This is a genomic window from Mesorhizobium sp. M0923, from assembly GCF_040319365.1.
GTDB lineage: Bacteria > Pseudomonadota > Alphaproteobacteria > Rhizobiales > Rhizobiaceae > Mesorhizobium.
The window spans coordinates 181,734-194,292 of record NZ_JAMYNW010000002.1 but is presented as its reverse complement, the minus strand read 5'-3'; the positions used below and the strand labels follow the sequence as shown (position 1 = coordinate 194,292).

At 59.3% G+C, this 12,559-nt stretch carries 14 protein-coding genes; 10 read left to right on the top strand and 4 right to left on the bottom strand.

Annotation, left to right across the window (positions count from 1 at the left end):
- The first annotated feature begins 132 nt into the window (after positions 1-132).
- The 6 genes from NKH89_RS04700 to NKH89_RS04675 all read left to right on the top strand — a co-directional run bounded on the left by NKH89_RS04700 (position 133) and on the right by NKH89_RS04675 (position 3,619).
- The gene (locus NKH89_RS04700) at positions 133-579 is read left to right on the top strand and encodes a hypothetical protein (RefSeq protein WP_352547617.1); all 447 of its coding nucleotides are present in this window, start codon (positions 133-135) and stop codon (positions 577-579) included.
- 270 nt (positions 580-849) lie between these two features.
- Positions 850-1,371 (top strand): carboxymuconolactone decarboxylase family protein, encoded by a 522-nt coding sequence (locus tag NKH89_RS04695; protein WP_352483843.1) that lies wholly within the window; start codon positions 850-852, stop codon positions 1,369-1,371.
- 138 nt (positions 1,372-1,509) lie between these two features.
- Positions 1,510-1,947 (top strand): CBS domain-containing protein, encoded by a 438-nt coding sequence (locus NKH89_RS04690; protein WP_352483844.1) that lies wholly within the window; start codon positions 1,510-1,512, stop codon positions 1,945-1,947.
- A 128-nt stretch (positions 1,948-2,075) separates the two neighbouring features.
- A complete protein-coding gene (locus NKH89_RS04685; RefSeq protein WP_023716997.1) occupies positions 2,076-2,810 on the top strand; it encodes a sensor histidine kinase in 735 nt (244 codons plus the stop codon).
- 54 nt (positions 2,811-2,864) lie between these two features.
- Positions 2,865-3,146, top strand: a complete 282-nt coding sequence (locus NKH89_RS04680; protein ID WP_352483845.1) for a GNAT family N-acetyltransferase — start codon at positions 2,865-2,867, stop codon at positions 3,144-3,146.
- 41 nt (positions 3,147-3,187) lie between these two features.
- Complete coding sequence (locus tag NKH89_RS04675; RefSeq protein WP_352908451.1) at positions 3,188-3,619, top strand: DUF1810 domain-containing protein; 432 nt, start codon at positions 3,188-3,190, stop codon at positions 3,617-3,619.
- Positions 3,620-3,685: 66 nt separating this feature from the next.
- Here the strand turns inward: NKH89_RS04675 and NKH89_RS04670 are convergent, their stop codons facing one another.
- The 4 genes from NKH89_RS04670 to petA are packed head-to-tail and all read right to left on the bottom strand — an operon-like array spanning position 3,686 to position 7,953.
- Positions 3,686-4,597: a pirin family protein gene (locus NKH89_RS04670; RefSeq protein WP_023717000.1), complete on the bottom strand. Its 912-nt coding sequence runs from the start codon at positions 4,595-4,597 to the stop codon at positions 3,686-3,688.
- A 26-nt stretch (positions 4,598-4,623) separates the two neighbouring features.
- Positions 4,624-6,141, bottom strand: a complete 1,518-nt coding sequence (locus tag NKH89_RS04665; protein ID WP_023717001.1) for a mechanosensitive ion channel family protein — start codon at positions 6,139-6,141, stop codon at positions 4,624-4,626.
- Positions 6,142-6,164: 23 nt separating this feature from the next.
- The gene (locus tag NKH89_RS04660; RefSeq protein ID WP_352483846.1) at positions 6,165-7,460 is read right to left on the bottom strand and encodes a cytochrome b; all 1,296 of its coding nucleotides are present in this window, start codon (positions 7,458-7,460) and stop codon (positions 6,165-6,167) included.
- A gap of 16 nt (positions 7,461-7,476) precedes the next feature.
- Positions 7,477-7,953 carry a ubiquinol-cytochrome c reductase iron-sulfur subunit gene (petA, locus tag NKH89_RS04655; protein WP_031193388.1) on the bottom strand — a complete coding sequence of 159 codons (477 nt, stop codon included), beginning with the start codon at positions 7,951-7,953 and terminating at the stop codon, positions 7,477-7,479.
- Positions 7,954-8,412: 459 nt separating this feature from the next.
- On the opposite strand from petA, the gene NKH89_RS04650 reads away from it, so the two are divergent.
- The 4 genes from NKH89_RS04650 to NKH89_RS04635 all read left to right on the top strand — a co-directional run bounded on the left by NKH89_RS04650 (position 8,413) and on the right by NKH89_RS04635 (position 12,534).
- Positions 8,413-8,997: a glutathione binding-like protein gene (locus NKH89_RS04650; protein WP_023717005.1), complete on the top strand. Its 585-nt coding sequence runs from the start codon at positions 8,413-8,415 to the stop codon at positions 8,995-8,997.
- A gap of 339 nt (positions 8,998-9,336) precedes the next feature.
- Complete coding sequence (locus NKH89_RS04645) at positions 9,337-10,392, top strand: alpha/beta fold hydrolase (RefSeq protein WP_352483847.1); 1,056 nt, start codon at positions 9,337-9,339, stop codon at positions 10,390-10,392.
- A gap of 187 nt (positions 10,393-10,579) precedes the next feature.
- The gene (gene dgoD, locus NKH89_RS04640; RefSeq protein ID WP_023717007.1) at positions 10,580-11,752 is read left to right on the top strand and encodes a galactonate dehydratase; all 1,173 of its coding nucleotides are present in this window, start codon (positions 10,580-10,582) and stop codon (positions 11,750-11,752) included.
- 5 nt (positions 11,753-11,757) lie between these two features.
- The gene (locus tag NKH89_RS04635) at positions 11,758-12,534 is read left to right on the top strand and encodes an SDR family oxidoreductase (protein WP_352908450.1); all 777 of its coding nucleotides are present in this window, start codon (positions 11,758-11,760) and stop codon (positions 12,532-12,534) included.
- The last annotated feature ends 25 nt before the right edge of the window (positions 12,535-12,559 follow it).

Genomic DNA, 12,559 nt, shown 5'->3' with positions numbered 1-12,559 from the left:
ATCGAACATGCTCGCGAGCGATGTGAACCTTACTTGTTCAACCACGTGGTCCGATCCTGGCTTTTCGCGGCCCGGATCGGACAGATTCAGAATATCCAGCACGACGCGGAGGTTGTTGCCGTTGCAACTCTGTTGCATGACGTCACCCTCAATGAGGACTTCGCCGGGCCGCGCCGTTTCGAAGTGGAAGGCGCCGATCTCGCCCGCACCTTCGTTCGGGAAGGCGGCTTCGACGAGCGGCGCGCCCAATTGATCTGGGACAGCATCGCCCTCAACTCGACGCCGTCGATCGGCCTCTACAAGGAGGCTGAGGTGGCGCTTTGCACAGCCGGCATCTGCCTCGATGTCGTCGGCTTGCAATACAGCCTCGTTTCGTCAGCCGAGATTGCAAAGATCATCGGTGAGTTTCCACGCCTCCAAATGAAGCGACGGATGACTCGATGCTTTTGCCATATCGCCGAGGTCAGGCCGGAAACCACCTACGACAACTTTGCCCGGGACTTCGGCGAGCGCTTTGTTTCAGGCTACAAGGCGACTTCGGCAGTTGATCTTGTGATGAACGCTCCCTTCGAAGAGTGAACGCAGTTTCGATCCAGGTCTCTCGATCGACGCTGGCCAGCTCAGCCGAGCCCTTCATATGACCCAAACGCTGTGCGCCTGTCGCATGCCTGCGGCAAAGCGAATTGCCGATGGCAGCGTTCAGGGTACCAATTTCCACCTCCTATACTTCGGTTTAGGCGCCCAAAACCAATCGAGTGGCAATACATATCATCGGCACGATAGCAACAGTTTGGCTCACCGGTCATCCTTACGCTGCAATGGATTGCAAACACCTCAAGGAGATAAGTAATGAATATTGCAGCGTCACCGGTCGCTCCGAAAGGAAAAGCCGTCGCCCAACGCGCGAGTTATGCGGAGCAGTCGCCGGAACTTCTGAAGAAATTTATTGAATTTCTTGGTGCGACGCGAGAGGGGTCAATCGAAGAACCAATCCGCGACCTTGTTGCAGTCCGAGCCGCGCAGCTGAATGGGTGCACCTTCTGCCTCGATATGCACGTCAAACAGGCGAAGATACATGGCGAGCGCGAACTGCGCCTTTACCACCTGGCAGCCTGGCGGGATTCGACCTTGTTCGTTCCTCGCGAGCGTGCAGCCTTGGCATGGACGGAAGTCTTGACCAAGCTGCCCGAGCAGGGTGTCCCGGACGAGGTCTACGATCGGGTCAGGTCGCAGCTTTCCGAGAAGGAAATCTCCGATCTGACCTTCGTCGTCATGGCGGTCAATTCTTGGAACCGTCTGAACATCGGCTTCAAACCGGTCCCGGGCTCGGGGGATGCGAAGTTTGGCCTGAGCAAAGCAGCGCTAAGCTAATCTTTGGAATGGGTCAGAATGGCGCTTGTTTTCGCGCCATTCTGACCGGCCAGGCAAAGGCGCCGACCTCGGCGACCAAACCCTGGAACCGATCCCAGCCTCCCGGCCGCGGCCGCGAGGCGCTCTCAGGAGGGCGTCATGCGCATTGACAGTCTGCATCCAGTAATATCGGCCCGTCTCATGGTGATCGACGTCGACGCTCCACTCCGCAGTGCAGCACTCTCACTTTCCAGGCCCGCAATAGGCCTGGTCGTGGTGTGCCACGGCAGTGGGGAGGCGGCAGGCGTGCTGAGCAAGTCCGACCTTGTCCGCCATCTAGCGAATTCAGGGCCAACAGAAGCGCCGATTGCGGCATTGATGAGCCGGTCCATCGTGTCTTGTGGTCCCGATGATGATCTTCATTCAGTCTGGCAGACCATGGCCGCGCAAGGCCTGCAGAATGTGCCGGTGCTCGGGGCTGACTCGAAACCGCTAGGCGTCCTCGATATCCGTGATGCGATGAAGGCGCTCTTCAAACAAGAGGAACTGCAGGAACGGCTGCTTGCCAACTACATCAGCGGGATCGGCTATCAATAGATCATGGTCTCGCGTTTGGATATACAGAAGTATGTATCGGAGTCTTCTTAGACATAATGGATAATAAATACCATAAATTATAGTGTATTGAAGCAAATAGGTGTCGGCTGAGCCAACGGGGTAATGAAATGTTTCGTCCGGACATAAAAGAAGATGTCTTCGACAGCCCATCCGATGGTCCTGGAAGTGGTATGTCCGTGCAAATGTCGACGGCCGGCATCGTCCATGACCTGGGCAATCTCATTCAGGTCGCCTCGTCGGCGTTGAACCACCTGGCCCGCGATCCGAGCATCCAAGCGGCTCCGGCGCTTGGGCCTGTAGTTGCCGGCGCCAAAACGGCTTTGGAACGGGCTGGTGGCCTTGTCCGGCAAACCATCAGCCTGGCCCGAGAGAGCCCCGCGGAAATCGAATACACAAACGTAGGTGCTTGCCTGGCTGAGATCGAAACCCTCGTGCGGAGCGCCTTGGATGCCAATTTCGGTCTTGAGCTTCGGGTTGGATCGGACCTGCCTTTGGTGAGATGCGATCGCCTTGGATTGCAAAATGCGGTTCTGAATCTTCTGTTCAACGCGCGCGATGCAATGCCTGACGGCGGCTTCATCTCGATCGATGCCGGCTTGGCCTCTGAAAGCTCTACCGCCGGTCAGGTAGATATCCGTGTCGCGGACAGCGGTATCGGGATGACCAGCGAGACGATGGTCTGCGCCTTCGATCCGTTCTTCACCACCAAAAGCGAAGGCCTCGGCGGCGTCGGTTTGCCGATGGTGAAGCGCTTTGCCGAGCAGTCAGGCGGAAGCATCGATATTCAGAGCACACTTGGGGCAGGCACGACCGTCACTCTGCGGTTGCCTGCGGTGCGATAGCGGCCGGCCAATCTCCCTCCGGTGACAAACGTGACATACAATCGAGAGATAAAGATGGATGCACAAGTCGTTGAAAACGTCGAACAGGACCGTTTCGAGCTGCCGATCGCCGGCGATATGTTTGCGGCGGCCTACTATCGGCTCGAGGGCGGGAAGGTCGCGCTGATACACACCGAAGTCCCGTCGGAATTTTCCGGACAAGGGATCGCGTCGCGATTGGCGCAGGGCACCTTCGAGCTGCTCCGCAAAACCGGCCGTAAAGCGATCTTGAAATGTCCCTTCATGAGCCGCTTTTTCGCCAAGCACCCGGACTATGCAGATGTCGTCGACGGCTAGTCAGGGCACGAATGTTGAGGGTTTCCCAGGGATCTATCCTAATGCACGACGAGTATGATTTGCAGAGGTTCGTCAGCGCACAGGATCCGGTCTACGACGACGCGCTGGCTATTCTCCGTCAAGGAATGATGTGCACTCCCTATATGGAGTTCATCTTCCCAAGGTTGGCCACCAGGCGAAGCGGTACTGCGCCTGAGCCATATTCAATCACATCGCTCGACGAAGCCAGCGCTTATCTCTCATTTCCGATCCTAGGAGGCCGTTATCGGGAATGTGTTGGCACACTGCAGCGGCTCTCCGGCCTAAGCGCTCGCGCTGTCTTCGGTGGGGTTGATGCGAAGAAGTTGCACGCGTCCCTCACGCTGTTTTCCGAAGCAAGCAACGACGAGTTCCTGCTCGAGACAATCTTCGACGTCTGGTTCGACGGTTTGCTCGACGAGGAAACGATGAACGATCTCTACTTGATATCGTAGTGGTCTGCCTACGCCACCGGCGTAAAGCTGTCGCGGCGCTGAGGTCACCATCCGCTGCCTTATCCCTCACACGCTGCGATCTGGCAGAGGCATGAACTCGTGGTCTCCCGGCACGCCGGAGAAGCGGCGTTCGCGCCAATCCGCCTTTGCCTGCTCGATCCGTTCGGCTGAAGAGGAGACGAAGTTCCAATAGATATGACGTGGCTCGGAAAAGGGCTCGCCTCCTATCAGCATCAGCCTCGCCGCATGGAAGGCAGGCGCCTGGAGCACAATCTCAGCGCCGGGCGCCAGAGCTATCAATTCGGCCTCATGAAACGTCCCGAACTGGCCGACAATTCCAACCTCACCGGCGACGATGTAGATTGCACGCTCACGGTGTTCGGGTTTCACCTGGTATCGCGCACCGCTCGTGAGCACAATTTCGGCATAGACCATGTCGGAGAACGTCCTTACCGGCGAGACCAACCCGTCGGACGCGCCGGCGATCAACGTAAGCTCGACGCCGTCGGCACAGATCCTGGGTATTTCGGGAGCGCCAAAATGTGCGACGTCGGCGGCAATTTCTTCATAGCGGGAGGGGAGGGCGATCCAAGCCTGAGCGCCGAAGAGATTGCTTCCCGACGCCCGGACTTCCGGTGGCGTGCGCTCGGAATGGACGATGCCCGACCCGGCCGTCATCCAGTTGACCTCGCCAGGACGGATGGTCTGCACTTTACCGAAATTGTCGCGGTGGACGATCTCGCCGTCGATCAGGTAGGTCACGGCCGCAACGCCGATATGCGGATGCGGTCCCATATCGAAACCGTGACCTGCGTCGAATATAGCGGGGCCGAAATGGTCGAACAGGATGAAGGGCCCGATCATCAGGCGATTCGAGGAGGGCAATACGCGCCTTATCTTCAGTCCGTCGGCAAAATCACGGATAGCCGGCTGGATGATTGTATCGATGCCTGTGATATCGCTTTGGCGGATGGTCATGGATCTCTGTCCTTCTGCATGCCTTGTCAGCCAGGTGCTCGAACGCGCTTGAACGGAGCGGCGCGAAAGACTGTCTGAATGGCTTTGAGGAGCGCGAATTTGGAGCTCGCGTGGTTCTGTCCGGCGATGCCGCTTTCATTAAGAGCCGACACCCTCTTCGACAGGATCGCCGCAAGATCTTCAGCCATTTCGGGCCTTTCGTGCAGCAGCGGCGCAAAGCTTTCCTGGTCTATCTCGTAAACCTCGACGGGGGTCATTGCCCGCAAACTCGACATCTCGCCAATGCCGGCGAGCAAGCCGGTCTCGCCGAAGAAATCGCCGGGTGCAAGCCGGCCGATCTCCTGCAGGTGAGCATCGTCCTCGCCAATTTGCCGGACGATAACTCCCGTCCGTACGATCATGAGCGACGGCAGCATCTCTCCCCGTCGTGCGATGATCTCGCCCTTATGGTAGGTGCGAACCGAGGCCGCTGCGGCGAGCGACTCCTGCTCGGTATCCGTTAGCGCCGAGAATACCGGTATGGACCTGATGAGTTCGATCGGGGTGAAGCTTTGGGAGGCTGCCTTCTCGTCGCTCAGCCGGTTGGTCATGGCAATCGAAGCCGAAAGTGGCTCCGCCAGCAGCATGCCGGTCGACTTTGAATGGCGATAAATGAGATCGAAGATTTCGTTCCGAGCGGCACTTCGCTGGTCAAGATTTGCGACGCGAAAAAACAACTCGATCTCGATAGCTGCCGCATCCAGGCTTCTGATTGTGACCAAAGGCGAAGGGTCCTGGAGGATTGAATTGCAGCTCAGCAAGACGGTGCGCATGAGGTCTACGATGATCGCCGGCGTCTTCGTTGGCGCCATCTTGACGGTTACGGCAAGTCCATGGCTCTCGTCCGGACCGCTTAGATTTGTTACCCCGATCTTGGCGAGAAGGCTGTTCGGAAGCGCGACGACATTGTGGGTCGGGGTCAGGAGTTGGGTCGACCGCCAGTTGGTCTCGACAACGCGGCCTTCGGTTCCGTCGCTCAGAATGATCCAGTTTCCAAGTACGTAAGGGCGGCCGAGGTTAAGCGCGATCCCCGAAAATACGTCACCGAGCGTATTCTGGAGCGCCAGTCCCAGGATGACGGCAAACACGCCGGACGTGGCAATGAGCGTTCCGACCGGCACCGCAAAGACGAACGCCAGGATCGACAGGAACATTCCAGCATAGACGATACCGACCACGACGTCCTGCAGGAGACGTGCCTCGCGCGGCTTTCGCTCAAAAACGAGATAGATACGGACAAATCCGATTAGCGCCCAGGCAAGGTGAACCCACCAGAGCAGCTTGACCGAGCCCATGAGGATCGCTCCTCCGGTTGTCTCGTTGTCCCCTGCGGCCTCGTATGGCACGACGCGCAGGTCGAGAACCATGGCCGACATCGCGAGGAAAAAGCTGAGTTGGACGACCAGCTTCGCATTGGCGAAGCGTCTGGGGATGAGGGTCCAAACGACGATCCCGGCGAGGCCGAGCAACACGATGTAGACCAGAGGAGAGTTCCACCAGTTCATGAACGATCACCGCCATTCACAGTTCAATGTTTGGCCTCCGGCCCGGCGATCGGGCCTCGGCCGCTGGCCTTGTCTTTTTCGAGAACTGCTTCGGTGATCGAATTCGGCAGCCGTCGCGGCTTTTCGATCAGCCCGAGCACCGGCATGGCGATGACGAAGAACGCAAAATAGTAAAGCGTCGCCAGTTGGGACATGACGACGTAGGCGCCTTCCGCCGGTCGGGAGCCGAGCCAGCCGAGAAAGAGGGCATTGGCAACGAACAGCCAGAAGAGCACCCTGTACCAGGGGCGGTAGACCGCCGAGCGCACCTTCGAGGTGTCGAGCCACGGCACCAGGAACAGCACCGCGATCGAGCCGAACATCGCGAGCACGCCGCCGAGCTTGGAATCGATCGGCCCGATATTGAAGGTGATGGCCCGCAGGATCGCGTAAAACGGCAAGAAATACCATTCCGGCACGATGTGGGCCGGCGTCTTCAGCGGATTGGCGATCGTGTTGTTGTCGGGATGGCCGAGATAGTTCGGCAGGTAGAAGACGAAATAGGCGAAGAAGAACAGGAACACGAGGATGCCGAAGGCATCTTTGACGGTGGCATAGGGCGTGAAGTCCACGACATCGGTTTTCGATTTGACCTCGATGCCGGTCGGATTGTTCTGGCCGACGACGTGAAGCGCCCAGATATGCAAGGTCACCACGCCCGCAAGCACAAATGGCAGCAGGTAATGCAGCGCAAAGAAGCGGTTCAGCGTCGGATTGTCGACCGCGAACCCGCCGAGCAAAAGCTGCTGGAGCCAGTCGCCGATCAGTGGGACGGCCGTGAAGAAGTTGGTGATGACAGTAGCGCCCCAGAACGACATCTGTCCCCAAGGCAGCACGTAGCCCATGAAGGCCGTCGCCATCATCAGCAGGAGATTGGTGCAACCGAGCACCCACAGCAGCTCACGCGGCGCCTTGTAGGAACCATAGTAGAGCCCGCGGCAGATGTGGATGTAGACGGCAATGAAGAAGAACGACGCGCCGTTGGAATGGAGATAGCGCAGCAACCAGCCCGAATTCACGTCGCGCATGATCTCCTCGACTGAATTGAAGGCCAGTCCCGTATCAGGAGCGTAATGCATGGCCAGCACGATGCCGGTCAGGATCTGTGAAACCAGCATGATCGTGAGAATGCCGCCGAACGTATAGGCATAGTTCAGGTTGCGCGGCACCGGATAGACGATGAAGCTGTCGTGCACCAGCCGCGGCAGCGGCAGGCGGGCATCGAACCAACGTGCGATTCTGGTTTTGGGCGTATAGGTCGAGTGTTTGTCGCCGCTCATCGAAATGCCCCCTGCCTCAACCAATGCGGATCTTGGTGTCGGAAACGAACTGGAACACCGGTACCGCCATGTTCTCGGGTGCCGGACCTTTGCGGATGCGGCCGGCGGTGTCGTATTGTGAACCGTGGCACGGACAGAACCAGCCATCGAAGTCGCCTTCCTGACCATGCGGGATGCAGCCGAGATGGGTGCAGACCTGGACCATCACCACCCAGGCTTCCTTGCCCGGCATAGTTCGGTTAGCGTCGGTTGCCGGCGCGTCGACCGGCAGGTTGGCGTTGCGGGCGATTGGATCCTTGAGCTCGGCGAGACTGACTGACTGGCCGTCCTTCATCTCTTGCTCAGTGCGGTTGCGCACGACCACCGGATTGCCGTGCCAGTCGACGATCAGCGACGTTCCTGGCCTCAGCGAGGAGACGTCGACCTCGATCGCGTCGGGCGCTTCGACGTGCAATGTGTGCTCGGCTGTGGAGGTTTCGGAAAGGTCGGCCATGATGGCGACTCCTATGTTGGAAGCTGCGTCATCGCGTTGGTGGCAATCGAGCAAAAGCAGGCCACAGCTTTCGCCTTCCAGTCTGCTCATGCCGCGCGGAATATGCCGGCCGTGGCCGGGTGTGAGCCATCGTGCCAACGGCGCGTGCGTCCAATACTTTCGTTTATGATTTCCTGAGCGAAGGACTGGCCGGGCTGGCGATGACGCCGTCATGGAAGGTTCTGAATTCCTCCAGGTAACCGTTGGCCACTGAGCTGAGATACCGTCCGGCATTGCGCACGGCGATCCCGAACTTCAGCCCGATCATACCTCGGCACAGGCATGCCTAGCTGTCGGTGTCGTAGTCGTCGTCCCCGCCAAGTGCGAGTTTTTGGAGCAGTTGTCTCGCGTGGCGCTGGGCAGGTTTTCGCCCGGCGACGACCAATTGCGGAACTCAATCGGGGTCAGAAAGGGAAAACGGTGAAACTCTACTACAGCCCTCTCGCCTGTAGCCTGGCGGATCACATCGCATTGGAAGAGGCCGGTGTTTCCTTCGAGCGCGAAAGCGTGAACCTCAAAACCAAACGAACGAGCTCCGGGGATGATTTCACCACCGTCACGCGCAAGGGCTATGTTCCAGCCCTCGTGCTGGATAGCGGCGAAGCGCTGACGGAAAATATCGCAGTCCTCGACTGGATTGCGTCACAATACCCGGCACTGGGAGTGGCGGGGCCGTTGGGCCGTACCCGCGTTCTCGAAGCGCTGGCCTACGTCTCAACTGAAATACACCGAAGCTTCAAGCCGATGTGGCACCAAAGCAGCGATGCCGAAAAGGCCAAGGCGAGCGCGGCGATTACGAGCCAACTCGAGTTCGTCGCTGACGGGCTCGAGACCGACTATCTGTTCGGCGACAAACCCAGCGTGGCGGATTTTTATCTTTTCGTGATGCTGCTTTGGGCGGCCCGCTTCCACGTCCCTGTTCCCGCGCCTTTGCAAGCGCTTCGCGCCCGAATGGCTGCGCGACCGGCCGTGCGCATCGCAATGGATCGTGAGGGCCTCGTCTAAAAGCCGAGGGTGGCTCCGAGCATAAGATCAGACGCAATATATCCTCTCACCCCAACAAAGATCAGGAGTCATTCTCATGCTGCCGTTTCTGCGGATGCTACATCCAGCCGCTTCCAAGCGCGGGGACGGCCTACGTCTCGAATTTCTCAGGAGGGAAATCGAGGAAACGCTGGACCTTACCGGCATCCGGTCAGAATTCGCCGCACTGCCTCCTGGCCGAGCGGTTACAATCCTGGATTCGTCGCAGTCACCGTCGGAATAGGCGCAATATTTCCTGTCGGCCGATACGGCGGCGGGTTCTGGTCGCTCCCGCTTGTTGGTCATCATAGAGGCTTCATCATGAATGCGAATAAAGCTCCCGAGACGGTCGATCATCGCCGCCGACGCATTGTTGGTGCAACGGCAATGACGTTCGCCGCCACCGAACTCGGCTTGAACGCACCGGCAGCCACTTGGACGGTCGAGGCGAAGGCATCCGCGATGCAACCCAGGCAGAAATCATTCGGCTCGCTCAGCCAGGTCAATGCCGGAAAGCTGAGCGTCGGATATGCGGAGCTAGGGCCCGCCGAAGGTGCCCCAGTGATCCTGCTTCATGGCTGGCCTTATGACATTCACACTTACACCGACGTCGCTCGCCTGCTTGCCGCAAAGGGGTACCGCGTGATTGTGCCCTACCTGCGCGGCTACGGCACTACGCGATTTTTGTCGGACGAGACGATGCGCAATGGCCAGCAGTCGGCGCTCGCCGCGGATGCGATCGCGCTGATGGATGCGCTGGGGATCGAAAAGGCCACGATCGCCGGCTGCGACTGGGGCGCCCGAACGGCCAATGTCGTTGCCGCGCTCTGGCCGGAGCGTTGCAAGGCGATCGTCTCGGTGAGCGGCTATCTAATCGGAAATCAGCAGGTCGGCGTGGTGCCGCTGCCACCGGAGGTGGAGCTTCAATGGTGGTATCAGTATTACTTCGCCACGGATCGCGGCCGCGCCGGCTACGAGAAATACACGCGCGATTTCGCCAAACTCATCTGGAAACTCGCTTCGCCGCAGTGGAATTTCGACGATGACACCTTCCAGCGCAGCGCCGCAGCCCTGGACAACCCGGATCACGTCAGCATCGTCATTCACAATTACCGCTGGAGGCTCGGCCTGGCACATGGCGAGCCGGAATATGACGTTCTGGAAAACCGGCTGGCCGAAGCTCCCGTGATCACAGTGCCGACCATTACCCTTGAGGGTGATGCCAATGGTGCACCCCATCCCGACAGCAGTTCCTACGCCAAGAAATTCTCGGGCAGATACACGCACCGGATCATCATCGGCGGTATCGGCCACAACTTGCCTCAAGAAGCCCCGCAAGCCTTTGCCCAGGCTGTCATCGACGTCAGCGAATACTGATCAGGCAAGCTGAGTGAGCTGCTGATGCCTGCGCTGGATGGGTGGCGAGGACATGATGGTTGCGCATTTGCGCTGAACGTCGAGGCGAGGCGCTGGTCCACATCGATGTTGCGCTTGACTCGTTCATATTATCCGTAATAAATCATACATATTGCCTCTAAAAAAGACGGCAGGTCTGGGAGGACCAATGAAAATCACGGCCATCAAGGCGCGCGTCTGCAATGCGGAAATGCGCAACTGGGTCTTCGTTCGCGTCGAAACCGACGAGCCCGGGCTGTTTGGCTGGGGTGAGGCAACGCTGGAATGGAAGACCCGAGCCGTCGTTGGGGCGCTTCAGGACCTTGAGGCCCTGCTCATCGGGCAAGATCCGCGCAATGTGGAGCAGTGCTACCAGATACTTACGCGGCACGGCTTTTGGCGTCTTGGCGTCGAGGGAATGTCCGCCGTCAGCGGCATCGAGATCGCGCTCTGGGACATATTGGGCAAGTCGTTGGGCGTCCCCGTCTGGCGCCTTTTGGGCGGTCGGGTCCGCGACTATCTGCGCACCTATACGCATCTCGGCCTCGGGGACATGAAGGCGGTCTATGAGACCGGATCCGCGGATGCCATCGTGGAACGCGGACGCATCGTGACGCAAGCAGGCTACGATGCGGTCAAGGTCGTCTGCATTCCCTACACCCACTACGTGTCTCCTGCGAAGGCAGTCGATTCTGTTGCCAACATGGTTGGCTCACTTCGCGAGGCGGTAGGCCCGGATATCGACATCATGGTTGATTTCCACGGACGCCCTGCATCGGTTAACGCGGCGATGGATTACCTCAAGGCAATCGAGCCGGCCCGCATCATGTTCGCGGAAGAGCCCGTGCCGCCCGAAGATGTTGCCGGACTGGCGCATATCACGGCGCGATCGGCCGTGCCGATCGCGTCCGGCGAACGGCTGATCGGGCGCCGCGAATTCACGCACTCGATCGCAGCCCGCGCCTTCAACATTGCCCAGCCGGATATTTGCCACACTGGCGGTCTGCTCGAGACAAAGAAGATCGCGGCCATGGCGGAAACCGCAGGCATCGGCCTTGCGCCGCACAACCCGCTCGGTCCGATCGCCGGTGTGGCTGCTCTTCATTTCGGCATATCGACCCCAAACGTTGTCATTCAGGAGGAGATGTCCGGTGCCGTCGCCTGGTACGACGATGTCGTTACCTGGCCAATTCGGCGCAAGCCAGGCCGCTGGGATCTGCCCGAACTGCCGGGCCTTGGCGTCACCGTCAAGGAGGACGTTATCGCGCGCCACCCCTTCAAGCAGGAAGTGCTGCATGCCCGCAACGCCGTCATGCCGGACGGCACCGTGGTCGACTGGTGAATGCAATGGCAGGCCGGCTGCAAGGAAAGATCGCAATCGTCACAGGCGCCGGCCAAGGCATCGGTGCCGCCACCGCCCGGGCTTTTGCGATGCATGGGGCAAAGACCGTCATTGCCGAACTGAATGCGGCAAGCGGCAAAGCGATCGCCGACGAACTGCGTGTCGGAGGCGCCGACGTAACGTTCGTCGAGACGGATGTCACGGACGCATCCGCGGTCGCGGACATGGTCGCCCGCACGATCACGAGCTATGGCGGCGTCGACGTTCTCGTCAACAATGCCGGTGCCAACGTCTTCTACGAACCACTGGCGATGCCGGATGAGGAATGGGACCGCTGTCTCAAGCTAGACCTCCAGGCCGCATGGTTCTGCGCCAAGGCAGTCTTGCCGACGATGCTGGCGAAGGGCTCGGGGTCTATCGTCAACATAGCGAGCTGTCACGCGTTCCAGATCATTCCCCGTACATTCCCGTATCCGGTCGCCAAGCATGCACTTTTGGGCCTGACCCGTTCGCTGGCCATCGAATATGCCGCGCGCGGTATCCGGGTGAACGCGATCGCCCCCGGCTATATCGAGACGCCGATCGCGGAAGCCTACTGGAACACATTCCCGAACCCCGCCGAGGAGAAGCGGCGAGCCTACGACCTTCATCCGCCCAAGCGCATTGGCCGGCCGGACGAGGTTGCAATGACGGCGGTTTTCCTCGCTTCGGACGAAGCGCCGTTCATAAATGCCGAGACGATCACCATCGATGGTGGGCGCTCGGTTCTCTACCACGACTAGCAACGACCATCGAGCTCTCAGGGAG